The organism is Cellulomonas dongxiuzhuiae (assembly GCF_018623035.1).
GTDB lineage: Bacteria > Actinomycetota > Actinomycetes > Actinomycetales > Cellulomonadaceae > Cellulomonas > Cellulomonas dongxiuzhuiae.
This window is the reverse complement of sequence record NZ_CP076023.1, coordinates 285441-300762: the sequence shown is the minus strand read 5'-3', so window position 1 is coordinate 300762 and position 15322 is coordinate 285441. Positions and strand designations below refer to the sequence as shown.

The 15322-nt window shown below is 75.5% G+C and carries 15 protein-coding genes and 1 pseudogene; 10 read left to right on the top strand and 6 right to left on the bottom strand.

The window, feature by feature from the left end:
- Window positions 1-19 precede the first annotated feature (19 nt).
- From KKR89_RS01420 to KKR89_RS01405, 4 genes are all read right to left on the bottom strand, one after another.
- Window positions 20-724 (bottom strand): hypothetical protein, encoded by a 705-nt coding sequence (locus tag KKR89_RS01420; protein ID WP_208196927.1) that lies wholly within the window; start codon window positions 722-724, stop codon window positions 20-22.
- 73 nt (window positions 725-797) lie between these two features.
- On the bottom strand, window positions 798-1472 hold the full coding sequence (locus tag KKR89_RS01415) for a GOLPH3/VPS74 family protein (protein WP_208196926.1): 675 nt from the start codon (window positions 1470-1472) through the stop codon (window positions 798-800).
- Window positions 1473-1625: 153 nt separating this feature from the next.
- The gene (locus KKR89_RS01410) at window positions 1626-2123 is read right to left on the bottom strand and encodes a hypothetical protein (RefSeq protein ID WP_208196925.1); all 498 of its coding nucleotides are present in this window, start codon (window positions 2121-2123) and stop codon (window positions 1626-1628) included.
- A gap of 177 nt (window positions 2124-2300) precedes the next feature.
- The gene (locus KKR89_RS01405) at window positions 2301-2693 is read right to left on the bottom strand and encodes a cupin domain-containing protein (RefSeq protein WP_251140964.1); all 393 of its coding nucleotides are present in this window, start codon (window positions 2691-2693) and stop codon (window positions 2301-2303) included.
- A 154-nt stretch (window positions 2694-2847) separates the two neighbouring features.
- Between KKR89_RS01405 and KKR89_RS01400 the strand changes: the two genes are divergently transcribed.
- The 4 genes from KKR89_RS01400 to KKR89_RS01385 all read left to right on the top strand — a co-directional run bounded on the left by KKR89_RS01400 (window position 2848) and on the right by KKR89_RS01385 (window position 7646).
- Window positions 2848-3771 carry a fructosamine kinase family protein gene (locus tag KKR89_RS01400; protein WP_251140963.1) on the top strand — a complete coding sequence of 308 codons (924 nt, stop codon included), beginning with the start codon at window positions 2848-2850 and terminating at the stop codon, window positions 3769-3771.
- Window positions 3772-3906: 135 nt separating this feature from the next.
- Window positions 3907-5178 carry an MFS transporter gene (locus tag KKR89_RS01395; RefSeq protein ID WP_208196923.1) on the top strand — a complete coding sequence of 424 codons (1272 nt, stop codon included), beginning with the start codon at window positions 3907-3909 and terminating at the stop codon, window positions 5176-5178.
- A gap of 48 nt (window positions 5179-5226) precedes the next feature.
- Window positions 5227-6054, top strand: coding sequence for a tryptophan-rich sensory protein (locus KKR89_RS01390; protein WP_208196922.1), 828 nt, complete (start codon window positions 5227-5229; stop codon window positions 6052-6054).
- A gap of 119 nt (window positions 6055-6173) precedes the next feature.
- Window positions 6174-7646: a calcium-binding protein gene (locus KKR89_RS01385; protein WP_208196921.1), complete on the top strand. Its 1473-nt coding sequence runs from the start codon at window positions 6174-6176 to the stop codon at window positions 7644-7646.
- Window positions 7647-7695: 49 nt separating this feature from the next.
- Here the strand turns inward: KKR89_RS01385 and yidD are convergent, their stop codons facing one another.
- Entirely contained in the window at window positions 7696-7986 is a 291-nt protein-coding gene (yidD, locus tag KKR89_RS01380) for a membrane protein insertion efficiency factor YidD (RefSeq protein WP_208196920.1), read from the bottom strand.
- On the opposite strand from yidD, the pseudogene KKR89_RS18600 reads away from it, so the two are divergent.
- The 6 genes and pseudogenes from KKR89_RS18600 to KKR89_RS01350 all read left to right on the top strand — a co-directional run bounded on the left by KKR89_RS18600 (window position 7888) and on the right by KKR89_RS01350 (window position 13055).
- A pseudogene (locus KKR89_RS18600) lies at window positions 7888-9131 on the top strand (DUF2332 domain-containing protein). The gene yidD and the pseudogene KKR89_RS18600 overlap by 99 nt on opposite strands.
- A gap of 35 nt (window positions 9132-9166) precedes the next feature.
- A complete protein-coding gene (locus tag KKR89_RS01370) occupies window positions 9167-9664 on the top strand; it encodes a DUF4274 domain-containing protein (RefSeq protein ID WP_208196919.1) in 498 nt (165 codons plus the stop codon).
- 5 nt (window positions 9665-9669) lie between these two features.
- The gene (locus tag KKR89_RS18460) at window positions 9670-9804 is read left to right on the top strand and encodes a hypothetical protein (RefSeq protein ID WP_256443232.1); all 135 of its coding nucleotides are present in this window, start codon (window positions 9670-9672) and stop codon (window positions 9802-9804) included.
- Window positions 9805-9988: 184 nt separating this feature from the next.
- Window positions 9989-10480, top strand: a complete 492-nt coding sequence (locus KKR89_RS01360) for a type II toxin-antitoxin system RatA family toxin (RefSeq protein WP_208196918.1) — start codon at window positions 9989-9991, stop codon at window positions 10478-10480.
- Window positions 10481-10560: 80 nt separating this feature from the next.
- Window positions 10561-11457, top strand: a complete 897-nt coding sequence (locus tag KKR89_RS01355; RefSeq protein ID WP_208196917.1) for an ABC transporter ATP-binding protein — start codon at window positions 10561-10563, stop codon at window positions 11455-11457.
- Window positions 11454-13055, top strand: a complete 1602-nt coding sequence (locus KKR89_RS01350; RefSeq protein WP_208196916.1) for an ABC transporter permease — start codon at window positions 11454-11456, stop codon at window positions 13053-13055. The genes KKR89_RS01355 and KKR89_RS01350 overlap by 4 nt, the downstream gene beginning before the upstream one ends.
- 84 nt (window positions 13056-13139) lie before the next feature.
- Here the strand turns inward: KKR89_RS01350 and KKR89_RS01345 are convergent, their stop codons facing one another.
- Window positions 13140-14576: a PepSY-associated TM helix domain-containing protein gene (locus KKR89_RS01345; RefSeq protein WP_208196915.1), complete on the bottom strand. Its 1437-nt coding sequence runs from the start codon at window positions 14574-14576 to the stop codon at window positions 13140-13142.
- Window positions 14577-15322 lie beyond the last annotated feature (746 nt).

The window sequence follows — 15322 nt, the reverse complement described above, 5'->3', positions numbered from 1 at the left end:
CCCGAGGAGTCCGCGCCGTCTAGCGTCCGCGGACCACGCGGCGCAGGCCGACGACGACGCCCCACAGTGCCAGCGGGACGAGCACGACCCACCACGACGCCACCGTGAGCCAGATGCCCACGGTGGTGTCCCGCAGGCCGAGGGCCGACACGGCGAGCGCGGTGCCGAACCACGTCCCGAGGACCAGGGCGAACGCGGCACCGAGGTGCGTCCAGACGCTCAGGTGGCGACGCTCGCGCGCGACGACGTGGCCCTGCTGCGTGCGCACGTCGTGGTGGCGCCCACGCTCGCGCGCCGCACGCTGCGCCGTGGTGAGCGGATCCGCCGCGGGCCGGGGGGCGGGCGTCGTCCGATCGGGCCGAAAGGCCGCTGCGGCGGACGCGCGGTGCAGCCGGCGCCGCGCGACGAGGGCACCCGTCACGGCCATCACGCACGGCACGAGGAGGACGACCGCGAACGCCCACCACGCGTCGTGCCGGGCGAGGTCCCACTCCCAGTGCACCGCCCGCCGGACGTCGGCGGCGGACAGGATCGGACGCAGCCGCTCCTGCGCGGACCACAGGGGGACCGTCGCGGCCGCGGCCGTCCCCGCGAGAGCGCCGCCGACGGTGACCGCGGCGATGCGGGTCGCCCGGCGGTCGGTGTCCCGCACGGTTGCCAGCGGGTCGGTCGTGGCGACGACGACGCCGCCCGAGGTGTCGTCGCCCGCAGGCACGGTGATCATGGCCGTCACCGTACGCACGCCCCGCACGGGCGGCGCGGACACCGGCCCCGCCGACGTGCGGGGCGGTGCGGCCCTAGGAGCTCGACGCGACGGTGGCGGCGGTGAGGCCCGCCATCACGGCCGCCTGCACGGCCTCGACGGCCTTGCGTGCGGCCTCGCCGCCGACGTCACCGGCCGCGACCTGCTTGGCCCGGGCCTTGAGCTCACGGTTCGGCAGACCGGTGCCCGGCAGGACCTTCGGGACCGCGTCCACCGCCGAGAGCAGCGCGACGAGCGAGGCCTCGTGCGGCGTCGGCGCGCGACCGACCACGAGCACCTCGTGCAGCCCGCGCCGGACCTCCGCCTCGTGCAGGGAGTCGGCGGCGGGCCAGGTCGTCGTCGGGAAGATCCCCAGGACCCGGCCCTCGGCGAGGCGCAGGACGCCGCGCTCCACGAGCCGCGCGTAGAGCCGCTCGCGCAGCCCCTTGCGGATGCGGTCCAGGACGGCCGTGGGCGAGGCGCTGCCCGGTCCGGCGGCGCGAGCCAGCGCCTCGTCGAGGACCTCGTCACCGAGCGGTGCCACGTCCACGACGCGCAGCGTCGTGCGGGAGAACAGGCCGTCGGAGGTGACCGCCTCCAGCCGACCCGCGGCCGCCAGCTCGGCGATCACGGCGCCCGCCACGGCGATGTCACGGCGCGTCCCGTCCACCAGCGACCTGCCGCTGGCGTCGTCGGTGAGCAGCAGCAGAACGTCCTCGGCCACGATCATGCGTCCACCGTAGGAGCGCGACGCGGCCCGGGGGATCGGTCGCGGGGCGGATGTCGTCGGCGCCCGCGCACCGCTGCACCACACGCAGGACGTGCGCGCACACAGCTGCGGGGGCCCCCGCCAGGGGACCCCCGCAGCTCGGTGACGTCGTGCTCAGCGACCGTTGGTGTGGCCGTGGTCGCGCCCGTCGTGGTCGTCGCCCTCGACCTCCTTGGCGAGCAGCGCGGAGCCGATCGCCCAGAGTGCGGCGCCGATGACGCCGACCCACACGCCCATGTCCGCGCTCAGGCCGTCGCCACGCTCGAGCCCACCCATGGGGTTCAGCGCGAAGGCCAGGCACTGGATCGTGGCGGCGATGCCGACCGCCATCGAGACGAGCGTCAGCCCGCGGTGCTGGGCGCGCCGCGCGAGCTTCCTGGCATAGACCAGCGCGATGAGAAGACCGAGGCCCAGATAGGCGATGAACGGCACGAGGGAATCCGTCTCGTAGCCGGTGCGGGGGTCGGCGTCACCCCCGGGGTTCACCCAGTTCAGGAAAGGCGAGATGTTGAAGACCACGATGCCGACGGCGGCGACCGCGAGCCCAGTGGTCGCTGCCCGCCTGGTGTCGTGGCGGTCGGCGCTGCTGGTGCGTGCGTCAGAGGCGGTCATAAAAATGTCCCATCAGATCAGTGGTCAAGAAGTTCCCGAGATCAATCGGAACTCCTGAAGCATCGCACCATCCAGGACATTTCGCGCGGCGAGATTCGATCCTGTGGTCCGCAATTGTCGTTCTCGTGGGACACGGCGGGCGGCGCCGAGGCTCCGGGCCCGGCGCCGCCCGTGACGTCACTCGGTCGGCGGCTCGTCCTGCCCCGACTCCTCCAGGGCGTCGGCCTCCTCCTTGGTGGCGTGGACGGCACCCTCGGCGTGGTCCGGCGGGCCGTAGACCGTGTAGAGGATCAGCGGGTTCTCGCCGGTGTTGATGAAGTTGTGCTTGCGGCCCGCCGGGACGACGACGAGGTCGCCCTGCGCGACGTTGCGCTGCTGGCCGGAGACGATGGCCTTGCCGGTGCCGGACACGAAGGTGAGGATCTGGTCGGTGTCCTCGTGGACCTCCTCGCCGATCTCACCACCGGGCGGGATCGTCATGATGACGAGCTGCGTGTGCTCGCCGGTCCACAGCACACGCCGGAAGTCCGGGCTCTGCTCTGCGGCGGTCGCGATCGTCCAGTGCTCCACGGGTACCTCACCTCGATCGGGGACGGTGTCGTGGTAGATCCTGCAGCGGCTCGTCGGATCGCGCCTGCGGAGGGCGACGCGGTCGCCGCCTGCGCACCGTCGCGGGACCGCAGCAGACATCCCTCCGCCGCGCGGACCGTGCGACGATCGGCCTGTGACCAGCGGGTTCTGTGAGCCGCCCATGAGCGGGACGGCGGCCGACCCGACGACGCTGCTGCTCGACCGCCTGCACGCGGCGGGCATGACCGACGTCGTCGCCGTCGAGCACGCGTCCGGCGGGCAGGCCGCGGTCGCGGGCCTGGCGCGTCGCGCGGACGGGACGTCGGTCTTCGTGAAGGGGTTCGTCGAGGCGCCGTCCGACGACGCGTTCGCCGCCGAGGCCGCGGGGCTGGACGCGCTGCGGACGCTCGGCGGCGCGACGACGCCGGACGTCGTGCTCGTCGGCCCGGACCTCCTCGTCCTCGAGGTGCTGCACCCCCGGCCGACCGACGCGGCGTTCTGGGAGCGGCTCGCGCACGTGCTGGCCCGGCTGCACGCCACGACGACGCACCCCCGGTTCGGGTGGCACGAGGACAACTGGCTCGGCCGTCGCCGGCAGGTCAACACGTGGCACGACGACGGCTTCGAGTTCTTCGCGCAGCACCGCCTGCTGCGGTGGCTGGACGAGCCCCGCGTCCGGGCCCTGCTCGACGCCGCCGACCGCGCGGCGCTGGAACGCCTCTGCGTGCGCCTGCCGGAGCTGCTGCCGGTGCGGCCCGCGTGCCTCGTGCACGGCGACCTGTGGGCGGGCAACGTGCTGGCCGGCGCCGACGGGACCCCGGCGCTCATCGACCCGGCCGTGTCCTACACGTGGGCGGACATCGACCTCGCGCACGTCTGGAGCACGGCTGCGCCACCCGAGGCCGCCCGCTTCTTCGACCTCTACGCCGACCTGACCGGCCTGGACGACGCGTGGCGCGAGCGCATGCCGATCGTGCAGCTGCGCCAGCACCTGGCGGTCATCGCGCAGTTCGAGCACGTCCGGGGGGCCGTCGAGGAGCTGCGCGCGACGCTCGCACCGTTCCGCCCCGGGTCCTGACGCGGGCCGCGACCCTCCCGACCCCCGGCGCCAGGACACCGGCGGCGTGCGACCTGCAGGTCCGCGTCCCGCACATCGGACGCCCGCGGGTGACGATGGCTCGGTCCGTGCGCCGCGCCGCCGTCCAGGAGCCCCATGCCCACGCCCTCCCCCGCTGCCCCGCCCGCCGCCCGCCGCGCCCGCGTCGCCGTGTCGACGGTGTTCTTCGTCAACGCGGTGCTCTACGCGAACCTCGTCCCGCGCCTGCCGGAGATCAAGGACCGCCTGGGGCTGAGCAACGCCGAGCTCGGGACCGCGATCGCCGCGATGCCGCTGGGCGCGCTCGCCGCGGGGCTGCTCGCGCCGGCGCTGATCCAGCGCCTGGGGTCGGCCAAGGTCGCGTCGTTCGGCCTCGTGCTGCTGGCCGCGACGGTGGCGTGCCTGCCCTTGGCACCGGCATGGGTCGCCCTCGCGGGGCTGATGCTCGTCGCCGGGGCGCTCGACTCGGTCATCGACGTCGCGCAGAACGCCCACGGCTTCCGCGTGCAGCGCGCGTACGGGCGCTCGATCGTCAACGCGTTCCACGGGCTGTGGAGCGTCGGAGCGGTCGTCGGCGGCCTGCTCGGGACCGCGGCCGCGGGCCTCGGGGTGCCGCTGCCGGTGCACCTGGCGGTCACGGGCGGCGTGTTCGCGGTCGTGGCGGTCGCCACCTACCGGTTCATGCTGCCGGGCCCGGAGGACGCCGAGCGGACCGCCCCCGTCGAGCCCGCACCGCGCGCAGGCGCACCGCGCCGCCGGCCGTCCGGTCGCGCCCTGCTGCCGCTCGCGGTGCTCGGCGGCCTGGCCGCGTGCGGGGCGTTCGTCGAGGACGCCGGCTCGTCGTGGGGCGCCCTGTTCCTGCGGGGCGAGGTCGGCACCGACGCCGCGACGGCGGGTCTGGCCTTCGTCGCGCTGTCGGTGGCGATGACGGTCGGCCGCCTGACGGGCGACCGCGCGGTCGACCGGTTCGGCCGGCGCCGCGTCGCACTGGTCGGGGGTGCCGGGATCGCCGCGGGCATGGGGCTCGCGCTGGCCGTGCCGGCCGTGGCGACGACGCTCATCGGCTTCGCGGCGGCGGGACTCGGTGTCGCGACCCTCGTGCCGGCCGTGATGCACGCGGCCGACGAGCTGCCCGGCCTGCCGCACGGCGTGGGGCTGACGGTCGTCAGCTGGCTGCTGCGCGTCGGCTTCCTCGTCTCCCCTACGGTCGTCGGGCTCGTCTCGGACGCCACGAGCCTGCGGGTCGGGCTCCTGGGTGTGGTCCTGGCCGGGCTCACCGTGCTCGCGCTGGGCCGGTTCCTCGTCGACGCGCCCGGTGGGGACCACGACGCGCAGCCCGCCCCGGAGCCACCACCCACGACCGCCGGGCCTGCCACGGCACCGTTCTGATGCACCGTTCAAGATGCTCAGCGTGCTGAGTGTTGCCACTCTGTCCTCATGGAGACGATCACCAGCACAGCGGTCACGGAGCGCGTGACCTCCCAGGACCGGGTCCGCCAGGTCACCGTCCTCGTCGGCGCCGTCGTCGCCGTCGTCGGCGCGACCGTCGGGTCCGGGGCCTTCGGCGGGCAGCCCATCGCCGAGGCCGCGGGCGGTGCCCTGTCGGCCACGGCCACCCCCGTCGCGCCCGACAGCCCTGCGTTCTCGATCTGGTCCGTCATCTACACGGGCCTCGCGGTCTTCGCGATCGTCCAGGCCCTGCCCCGCAACGGCGCCGACCCGCGCCTGCGCGCGATCTCGTGGTGGGTGCTCGCGTCGATGCTGCTCAACGCGCTGTGGATCGCGGCCGTGCAGGTCGGATCGGTCGCGGGCAGCGTCGTCGTCATCGTCGTCCTGCTGGGCGTCCTGGCGACGATGTACGTCAGGCTCGTGCGCCTGCCGCACACCCGCACCCTGCCGTCGGTCGTCACCGATCTCACCGTGGGCCTGTACACCGGGTGGGTCAGCGTCGCCACGCTCGCGAACACCGCGGCGTTCCTCGCCGACGCCGAGGTCAGTGAGCTGGGGCTCGGCGCGACGGGCTGGTCCGTCGTCCTGGTCTCCGCCGCCGCGCTGCTGGCCGTCACCTACGGCGCGTACGGCCGCCGCCGCCCGACCCTCGTGCTCCCCATCGGCCTGGCGATGGCGTGGGGCCTGACGTGGATCGGACTCGGCCGCACCAACGGCCCGTTGTTCGACGACACGGTGGCGACCGCCGCGTTCGTCGCCGCCGGCGTCGCGCTGCTCGCGCCGGTCGTGGCCACCCTGGCGGCCCGCCGCCGCTGACCTCGACCTCGGCGGCACCCCGGCTGCCGGTGCGAATCACTTCAGACCCCGCCCGGCCGCTCCACGGCCGGTCCCCTCCCCCTATCGTGCGAAGCAACTGCCACAGGGGGAGCTCGACGATGAGGCGTACCCGGTTCGGCCTGACCCTTGCCACCGTCCTGGCCGCGACACTGCTCGTGCCCGCACCGGCGTGGGCGGGTGACCTGCAGCGTGAGGAGTTCTGGCGCGTCCCGTCCGACCCGTGGCAGGTGATCGGGTTCGGCCCCACCCTCGAGCCCGACGTGAGCGCCCGCGGCGGCACGCTGACGATCGGGCAGGACACGCTCGTCATGCTGCTGGAGGACCGGTCGCCGTCCGACTGGGCGGGCTCGGCGAACCGGCTGACCGGCTGGGACGTGGACTTCCGCATGCGGCTGGGGCGGGACGCCACGGTCTCGTGCTCCGCCGAGAACGGTGGCACCCCCGCGACGCTGGTGTGGCTGGGTGACAACACCGAGCTCATGAAGCTCGGGTTCGGCCCGGGCGAGCTGTGCCTCACCCACCCGTGGGAGGACCGGCAGTCGATCGCCCTGGACACCCAGCGCTGGCACCGGTACCAGGTGGAGGCCCGCGGCAAGCACGTGCGGATCCTGGTCGACGGCCGCACCGTCGTGGACCGCGAGCTCACGGGCACCGCGCAGGGCACCGTGGGCCTCGGCTTCGAGACGCACCAGGGCACCTCGACGTGGGACTGGTTCCGGTACGACACCGCACCGGGGCACCGGTGCACGATCCGTGGCACGGCCGGCCCCGACACCCTGCGAGGCACGCGCGGCGCGGACGTCGTCTGCGCCGGTGACGGCGACGACCGGGTCCTCGGCCTCGGCGGCGACGACGTCCTCATCGGCGGGGGCGGCGACGACACGCTGCTCGGCGGCGACGGGAGCGACCTGCTCCAGGGCGGCGTCGGCGACGACGTGCTCGACAACGGCAGCGGGGACGGGCGCGCCGAGGGCGGGTTCGGTGACGACCGGTTCGTCACCGGGGCGACGCCCGACGGCGCGCAGCAGCTCGTCGGCGGGCCCGGGCACGACGTGGCGGACTACAGCGCGCGTACCGGCGGTGTGACGATCGCGCTCGACGGCACGGGCGGCGACGGCGCCCCGGGCGAGGGGGACTCGGTCGGCGGCGGCGGCAACGGCTGGGGTCAGACGGACGTCGAGGAGGTCCGCGGGGGCAGCGGCGACGACGTGCTCACCGGCTCCCCCTGGTCGTCCACGCTCGTCGGCGGCCCGGGTGCCGACCGCCTGCGCGGCAGGGACGCGGGGGACGTGCTCGACGGCGTCGACGGCGTCGAGGGCAACGACGTCCTCGACGGCGGCTACGGGCCGGACACGTGCACGGCCGACGCCGGCGACGAGGTCGTCGCCTGCAACGACCCGGGCCCGTCGCCGACGCCGCGGTACACGATGCCGCCACCGCCGCCCACCACCCCGGCGGTGTCACCGTCGCCGAGCGGGCCGCCCGCCGGCACGCCGTCGCCCACCTCCGTCGGTAGGCCGTCACCCACCGCCGTGGGCACGCCGTGGCCGACGCCGGTCACCACGCCGTAGGCGCGCGCGGCGGTCGCTCCGACCGCAGCGGCCCGGTCACCCCCTGCGGTCAGGAACGCCCGGGGAAGCGGAACGGGATGGGGATGCCGCCGCAGCAGCAGACGCCGCTGACGTCCGTCTGCGCGAGCAGCAGCGCAGCCTGGTAGCAGGCGACGAACCGCAGGGCCGTCGGGACGACGGACCGCGCGACGCCGCGCTGGCGGACGAGCTGGCGCACGGCGGCGGAGCACGACGCGTCGCCGTGGGCGACCCGGTGGGCGCAGCCCCAGCCCTTCCGCGGCGAGAGGCGCGTCTGGTAGGCGGCGATCAGGCGGTCGACAGCGCGGGCGGCGTAGGTCATCGGCTCACGGTAGGGGCGGGGCGATCCGGGCGCGCGGCGAACAGCGAGCCGGGACGACGTCGCCTCGAGACCGGGCTGGGTCGTGGTCAGGGCTCCGGACGACGACCCAGACCGGTCTCGACGGGCGACCGTGCCGGATCTGGCACGCTGAGGCCCGTGGATCCTGCGACGCACCTCGGCACGTCTCCCGTGGCTCACGGCTACGGCGCCTTCGCCGAGCGGGAGGCGCGCGGGACGTCGCCCACCTACGAGGAGTGGGCCACCGGCGTCAGCACGGACCCGCAGGTCATGGCCCTGCTGGACGCGCTGCCGCCCGGCAAGCGGCAGCCGAACCTCGTGTTCGCGGCCGCCCGGCGGCACGGGGCGTCGGGCGGCTACGACGACCTGCGCCGCACGCTGCTCACGCGGTGGGACGACGTGGCGGCGACGGTCCGCGCCCGCGCGACGCAGACCAACGAGGCGGGCCGCTGCGCGACGCTCCTGCCGTTCCTCGCGCGGCTGCCGCAGCCGCTGGCGCTGCTGGAGGTCGGTGCGTCCGCGGGACTCTGCCTGCTGCCGGACGGTACTCCTACCGCTACGACGACGCCGACGGCGGCTCGCGGACGCTCGACCCGGCGGCCGGACCGTCGCCCGTCGTGCTGCCCTGCACCCTCGGTCCGGGGATCGCGGCACCGGAGCGGCGGCCGGAGGTCGTGTGGCGCGCGGGCGTCGACCTGGCCCCCGTCGACGTCACCGACGACGACGCGTGCGCGTGGCTCGAGACCCTGGTCTGGCCCGAGCACGACGAGCGTCGCGCCCGGCTGCGCGCCGCCCTGGCGGTCGCCCGCACCGACCCCCCGCGCGTCGTCGCCGGCGACCTGCTCGACGTGCTGCCGGCGCTCGCGTCGCAGGCGCCCCGCGACGCCACGCTCGTCGTGCTGCACAGCGCGGTCCTCGCGTACCTGACCCCGCAGGCCCGGGGGTCCTTCGTGGACCTGGTCGGGACGCTGCCGGGGCACTGGCTGAGCAACGAGGGCGCCCGGGTCCTGCCGACGACGGCCGAGCTCGTCTCCGACCGGGTCGACCGCGGGTTCGTCGTCAGCCTCGACGGCACGCCACGCGCGTACGCCGACCCGCACGGCCGGAGCCTGTCGCCGTTGCCCTGAGGGAGGGCGCGCACCCTGCGGGTTACGCTCGCGACGTGAGCACCGAGACCCCGGAACCCGACGAGGCCGAGCAGTTCCTGCGGGACTTCCTGCGCGCGGCGACGCCCCAGCAGCGGCACACGTTCGTCCGGCGCACCAGCTACGACAGCGGCGACGCGACGATCCGGTTCGTCCTCGACGACCCGACGACCGACCGCGCCACCGCGCTGGCCGCGTACTGGATCCTCGGCGCCTGCTACTACTCGCGCTACGCGACGGCCGAGGAGACCGCCGACTACGAGCGGCCCACGTGGGAGCTGCTGCGCAGCATCGAGGAGCGGTACGCCGCCGGCTTCTGGGCCGACCACGGCATCGCGTTCGACCCGACGGACGACGACGAGATCGACTGGACCGACGACTACGGCGCACCCGTGAACCGCCCGGTGCCCGAGGTGATGCGCCGCGCCGTGCCCGGTGAGCCGGTCGACGACGCGGGCACGGAGGACGGTCTCCCACTGGACGTGCACCTGCGGTGGACGGCGCTGGCGGGCTGACGCACGTGCCCACGCGCGGACACCTGCACCACCTCGAGCTGTGGGTGCCGGACGTCGTCGCCGCACCGCACGAGCGCCGCCGGCCCGGGCTCAACCACGTCGCGTTCCACGCCGGGACCCGCAGGACGTCGACGCGCTGACCGCTGCCGCGCGGGAGCGCGGGTGGACGCTGCTGTTCCCCGACCTCCACCCGCACACGGGCGGGCCCGACCACTACGCGGCCTACCTCGAGGACGGCGACGAGTTCGAGGTCGAGCTCGTGGCATCCGGCTGACACGCCCCGTGCGCCGGGCCGACGGGCCCGGCCCGCCGTAGGGTCGCCCGATGATCGTGGAGTCCAGCGTCGACCTGCCGGTGCCGCCCGACGTCGCGTTCGCGGTGTCGCAGACGACGGGCGCCGCCCGCCTGCGCTGGGACCCGTTCATCCGCCGGCAGTCGTTCCTCGACGGCGCGACGGTCCCGGCCAAGGGCGTGCGCACGCTGACGCACCACCGCTCGGGCCTGCGGATGGTCAGCGAGTACGTCTCGTACAAGCCGCCGTCCAACGTCGGGATGAAGATGGTCGAGGGGCCGTGGTTCTTCGCCGTCATGGCCGGCGGGTGGCGCTTCTCGCCGCTGCCGGACGGCGGGACGCGTGCGGCCTGGCGGTACAGCTTCACGTGCCGGCCGGCGTGGCTGGCGCCGGTGGCGGAGCGCATCGGGCGGGTCGTGCTGCAGCGGGACGTCGACCGGCGGATCGCCGGGTTCGCGCGCGGGTGCGCCGACCCGCAGGTGCTGGCGGCGGTCGACCCGGACCCGCAACCGACCGTCGCGTAGCGCGGGCGCAGCGGGCTCCTCGCAGGTGGAGTTGACTGGCCCCACACCCCCGCCGGGGACGCGCGCGAGAGAGAACGCCCATGACCGACGCAGTCGTCGACGTCCGAGGCCTGAGCAAGTCGTTCGGCCGCTTCCGCGCGCTCGATGAGCTCGACCTGCGCGTCGAGCAGGGGCAGGTGCACGGGTTCCTCGGCCCCAACGGCGCCGGCAAGTCCACGACCATCCGTGTCCTCCTCGGCCTGCTGCGGGCCGACGCCGGCACGGTCCGGCTGCTCGGCGGGGACCCGTGGGCCGACGTCGTCGCGCTGCACCGGCGCCTCGCGTACGTGCCCGGGGACGTGTCCCTGTGGCCCGGCATGACGGGCGGTGAGGCGATCGACCTGCTGGGGGCGCTGCGCGGCGGGCTCGACGAGCGCCGCCGGGCCGAGCTGGTCGAGCGGTTCGAGCTGGACCCGACCAAGCGCGGCCGGCAGTACTCCAAGGGCAACCGGCAGAAGGTCGCGATCGTCGCGGCCCTCGCCTCCGACGTCGAGCTGCTGGTGCTCGACGAGCCGACCAGCGGCCTGGACCCGCTCATGGAGAACGTCTTCCAGGAGGCGATCGGCGAGGCGAAGGCCCGCGGCACCACCGTGCTGCTGTCCAGCCACGTCCTCGCGGAGGTCGAGAGCCTGGCCGACCGCATCAGCATCATCCGCGCCGGCCGGACCGTGCAGTCCGGCACCCTGGCCGACCTGCGCGGCCGCACCCGCACGACGATCCACGCGACGTTGGCCCGCACGCCGGACGACGCGGCGCTCGCGGCCCTCGGCGGTGCCCGCCTCGACGGGGACCGGCTCACCGCGATCGTGGACTCCGCCGCCGTCGGCGACGCGATGGCCGCGCTCACCCCGTACGGCATCACGACGCTCACGGTCGCCCCGCCCTCGCTCGAGAGCCTGTTCCTGCGTCTGTACGGCGACGACGAGGCGACGCGGTGAGCACCGCGACCGCGTCGCTGACCGGTGTGCGGCCCCTGCTGCGCGCGACCGTCCGCCACGACGGTCGCCTGTTCGCGCCCTGGGTCGGCGTCGTCACGCTGCTGTCGGCGTCGTCGGTGATCGTCTACCCGTGGGTCTTCCCGGACCTGGCGGACCGCCGCCTGCTGGCGGTGACCATCGAGGGCAACCCCGCTCTCGGCCTCGTCTTCGGGCCCGCGTTCGACCTGACGACGGTGGACGGGTTCAACGCCTGGCGCAGCCTCGCCCTCGGCGGGTTCCTCGTGGCGCTGGGCGCGATCTTCGCGGTCACCCGGGCGACGCGCGCGCAGGAGGACTCGGGGCAGGCCGAGCTGCTCGCGTCCGGCGTCATGGGCCGCTCCGCGCGGCTGCTCGCGGGGGTCGCGCTCGCGCTCGGCGGCTCGGTCGCCGCCGGTGTGGTGTCGGGCGTCGTCACGGCGCTGTGCGGCGGGGCGTGGGAGTCGTCGTTGCTGCTGGGCGCGACGTTCACCGCGACGGGCTGGATGCTGGCCGGCGTCGCGGCCGTGACCGCGCAGCTCGGCTCCGACGCGCGGACAGCGAGCTCGCTCGCCGTGGCGACGCTCGGCGCGCTCTACGCGCTGCGCGGGTTCTGCACGTCGCTCGACGCACCGTCGTGGACGATCTGGGTGAACCCGCTCGGCTGGACCCTGGAGACGCGGCCCGCGAGCGGTGACCGGTGGGCGCCGCTCCTGCTGACGGTCGCCCTGACGCTGGTGCTCGTCGCGGTCGCGTTCGTGCTGCAGGGGCGCCGGGACTTCGGCCAGGGGTCGGTCGCGCAGCGCCCGGGCCCGGCCCGGGGCACGACGCGCAGCCCGTGGCGGCTGGCGGTGCGGGTCAACCGAGCACCGATCATCACGTGGGCCCTCACCTTCGTGGTCCTGGGCGTCGTCTTCGGCTACTTCACGACGTCGATCACGGACGTCCTGTCCGGCAACGCCGGCGTCCAGCAGGTCCTGGCGTCCGGGGCGTCCACACCCGGCGCCCTGACGGGTGCCTTCGTCCGCACGGTGCTGAGCCTCGTCGGCATCGTGGCGTCGGTCGCGGGCGTGCAGGTGATGCTCAAGGTCCGCGCCGAGGAGCTCGCCGAGCGCGTCGAGCCGCTGCTCGCCGGTGCGATCACGCGCACGCGGTACTACGCGAGCCACACGGCCCTCGCCCTGACCGTCGTCACGGGGTGCGTGCTGCTGGCCGGCACGCTGGTCGCACTCCTCGCGTCACGGGCGGACGTCGGCCTGGGCGTCGGGGAGGTCCTGCTGCAGGCCACGGCGACCGTCCCGGCGGTGTGGACGGTCGTGGCCCTGTCCGTCGCGCTGGTCGGCGCCCGGCCGGTCGCGAGCCTCGCCTCCTGGGCGGGGGTCGTCATGTCGTTCATGCTGACCCTGCTCGGCCCGACGTTCGGCCTGGACGACTGGGTGCTGGGCATCAGCCCGTTCTGGCACGTCCCCGACACGACAGCGGCCGCACCCGACTGGTCCGGCCTCGGCTGGCTCACCCTCGTGACGGCCCTCCTGGTCACGATCGGCCTCCGCGGCTTCCGCCACCGCGACCTCACCTCCTGACCCCATCCCCACCCCCCGTCGAACGCGGACCTCTGCCGCCTCCGGGTGCTGGAGAGCGGCAGAAGTCCGCGTTCGGCAACCGCGTCAGGCCGGGGTGGTGCGGCGGTGACGGGCGGCGAGGGCCGTGTCGACCAGCAGGAACACCAGCAGCGGGACGCCGAAGAGCGGGATGAACCAGCCGACCAGCGCCGCCAGGCCCAGCACCACGACGGTGAGCGCTCGCGGCGCGGCGCGCAGCGCACCGGGCGGCAGCAGCGGCCCCGGGCCGAAGCCGGGCTCGCGCGTGGGTCGCCGCTGCCACCACATTCGGTACCCCAGGACGACCAGCGTGATGAGCCCGGTCGCCAGCCCGGCGAGGACGACCTGGTTCGCGACGCCGAACAGCTCGCCCATGTGCGCGTAGATGCCCCAGTGCGCGAGCTTGGCGACGAGGTGCTGGTCCGCGAAGTCGACGCGCGAGACCACGGCGCCGTCCATCGGGTCGACCGCGATCGAGTCCGCGTGGGACGGCAGACCGCCGCCGTGCTCGGCGACGCCCCACGCGTGCGTCGCGTCGGCCGGCGGCGTCAGGCGCAGCGGGTCGCGCAGCCCCTGCTCGCGCGCGACCGCGAGGACGCCGTCGACACCGATCCCGGCGGTGAGCACGGCGTCGGGCGTCCCGTCGCCGAGGCGGTGCTCGGCGTGCGGGTCCTCCTCGCCGGTCGCCGCACCGGGCAGCGTCGTGTCGAGGTACGTCGTGGTCCACCCCCACGCGGTCCGCAGCTCGCCGACGTTCGCACCGGCGCGCACCGACCACGTCATGCCCGTCGCCGAGAGCACCAGCAGCCCCAGCGCGACGACGAGCCCGACGACCCCGTGCCACGACAGCGTGCGCCGCCGCGCGGGCCCCGTGCGCTCGGGCACGACGAGCCGGCGCCACCGTCCGCGTCGAGCCGAGCGCGCGACCCACATCGCCACTCCCCCCAGCACGACGACCCACAGCCACGACGCCGCGAGCTCGGAGTAGACGCGGCCGGGCTCGCCGAGCAGCAGGTTGCGGTGCAGGTCGTCGAGCGTCCAGCGCACCGGCAGGAACCCCGTGTACGTCGCGAGCGACCCGCGCACCTCGGCGGTGTACGGGTCGACGAAGACGGTGCGGTCCTTGCCCTCGGGGACGTCGGCGGCGGCGAGGACGACGCGCGTCGTCCCGTCGGGCGTGGCCGCGGGCTGCACCTGCACGACCTGGCCCTCGGGGTGCGCGGCACGCGCGGCGGCGACCTGGTCGGCGAGGTCGAGTCGCGTCGCACCGACGTCGTCGACCGTCAGCTCGTGGCGGTGGACGACCGCCTCGAGCTGCGGCGACACCGAGTAGAGCAGCCCCGTCACCGCGGCGACCAGCAGGAACGGGCCCACGAGGATGCCGGCGTAGAAGTGCAGCCGCAGCAGGACCGGCTGGAGCGCGGACCAGAGCGAGCCGCGTGCGGGCGGGTCGGGTGGGGCGTCCGGCTGCGGGGCCTCGGTGGACGTGGGGGTGGAGGTCATGGTCGTCCCTCTCGGACGTGGCGGACGCGGGGTCGCGTCCGGGCGCGCCGTGGGCGCGCGGAGGCAGGGCCGCGGCACGCCCGTGCGGGCGTGCGCGAGGACGCCGCACGCGGACGACGGGCCGCGGGCGGCGCGGTGAGGGTGCGGTCAGACGCGGGCCGCCGCGGGTGGGGCGCGGCTGCCGTGCGCGCCGAGGGTCCGCGTCCGGGGCGTCGCGCGGTGCCGGCGCCGGCGGACGGGCCGACGTCGCGCCGTGCCGACGACCGGCAGCACGGCGGCGCCCGCCAGCACGGGCAGGGCCCATGCGAGCCGGTCCAGCGCCCGCTGCGCGGCGCGCTCGCTCGCTCGCGACGAGCAGCGTCACGGTCAGCGCGGTCGCGACGACGTGCGCCCCCGCCATGGCGACCGAGGTGGCGTGGGCGCCGACCCCCGTCCCGGAGACGGGCATCGAGGCGGTAGCGCCGTGGACGTGCCGCTCGCCACCGGCCACCGCGTCGACCGCCGCGAACGCCCGGTGCAGGAGCCACTGCCACACGGCCACGGCCGGCAGCAGCGTGCTCACCCGCAGGGGTCGTCGCGCGAGGGGCGCGGCGCCGGCCGCGGTCAGCGCCGCCAGCACCGCGAGCGCGCGCCCGTCCGGGAGCGTCCCGGTACCCGCGACGTGGCCGCCCGCGCCCAGCGCGAGGACCGTCCCGGCCACCGCCGCGAGGCGGGCCGGCACGCGGGAGGGGAACCGCGACGCGTCG

What these genes read in the sequence shown, in the direction of transcription:
- KKR89_RS01420 (WP_208196927.1), bottom strand. Translation starts at nt 724, where the DNA reads ATGATCACCGTGCCTGCGGGCGACGACACCTCGGGCGGCGTCGTCGTC.
- KKR89_RS01415 (WP_208196926.1), bottom strand. Translation starts at nt 1,472, where the DNA reads ATGATCGTGGCCGAGGACGTTCTGCTGCTGCTCACCGACGACGCCAGC.
- KKR89_RS01410 (WP_208196925.1), bottom strand. Translation starts at nt 2,123, where the DNA reads ATGACCGCCTCTGACGCACGCACCAGCAGCGCCGACCGCCACGACACC.
- KKR89_RS01395 (WP_208196923.1), top strand. Translation starts at nt 3,907, where the DNA reads ATGCCCACGCCCTCCCCCGCTGCCCCGCCCGCCGCCCGCCGCGCCCGC.
- KKR89_RS01390 (WP_208196922.1), top strand. Translation starts at nt 5,227, where the DNA reads ATGGAGACGATCACCAGCACAGCGGTCACGGAGCGCGTGACCTCCCAG.
- KKR89_RS01385 (WP_208196921.1), top strand. Translation starts at nt 6,174, where the DNA reads ATGAGGCGTACCCGGTTCGGCCTGACCCTTGCCACCGTCCTGGCCGCG.
- yidD (WP_208196920.1), bottom strand. Translation starts at nt 7,986, where the DNA reads ATGACCTACGCCGCCCGCGCTGTCGACCGCCTGATCGCCGCCTACCAG.
- KKR89_RS01360 (WP_208196918.1), top strand. Translation starts at nt 9,989, where the DNA reads ATGATCGTGGAGTCCAGCGTCGACCTGCCGGTGCCGCCCGACGTCGCG.
- KKR89_RS01355 (WP_208196917.1), top strand. Translation starts at nt 10,561, where the DNA reads ATGACCGACGCAGTCGTCGACGTCCGAGGCCTGAGCAAGTCGTTCGGC.
- KKR89_RS01345 (WP_208196915.1), bottom strand. Translation starts at nt 14,576, where the DNA reads ATGACCTCCACCCCCACGTCCACCGAGGCCCCGCAGCCGGACGCCCCA.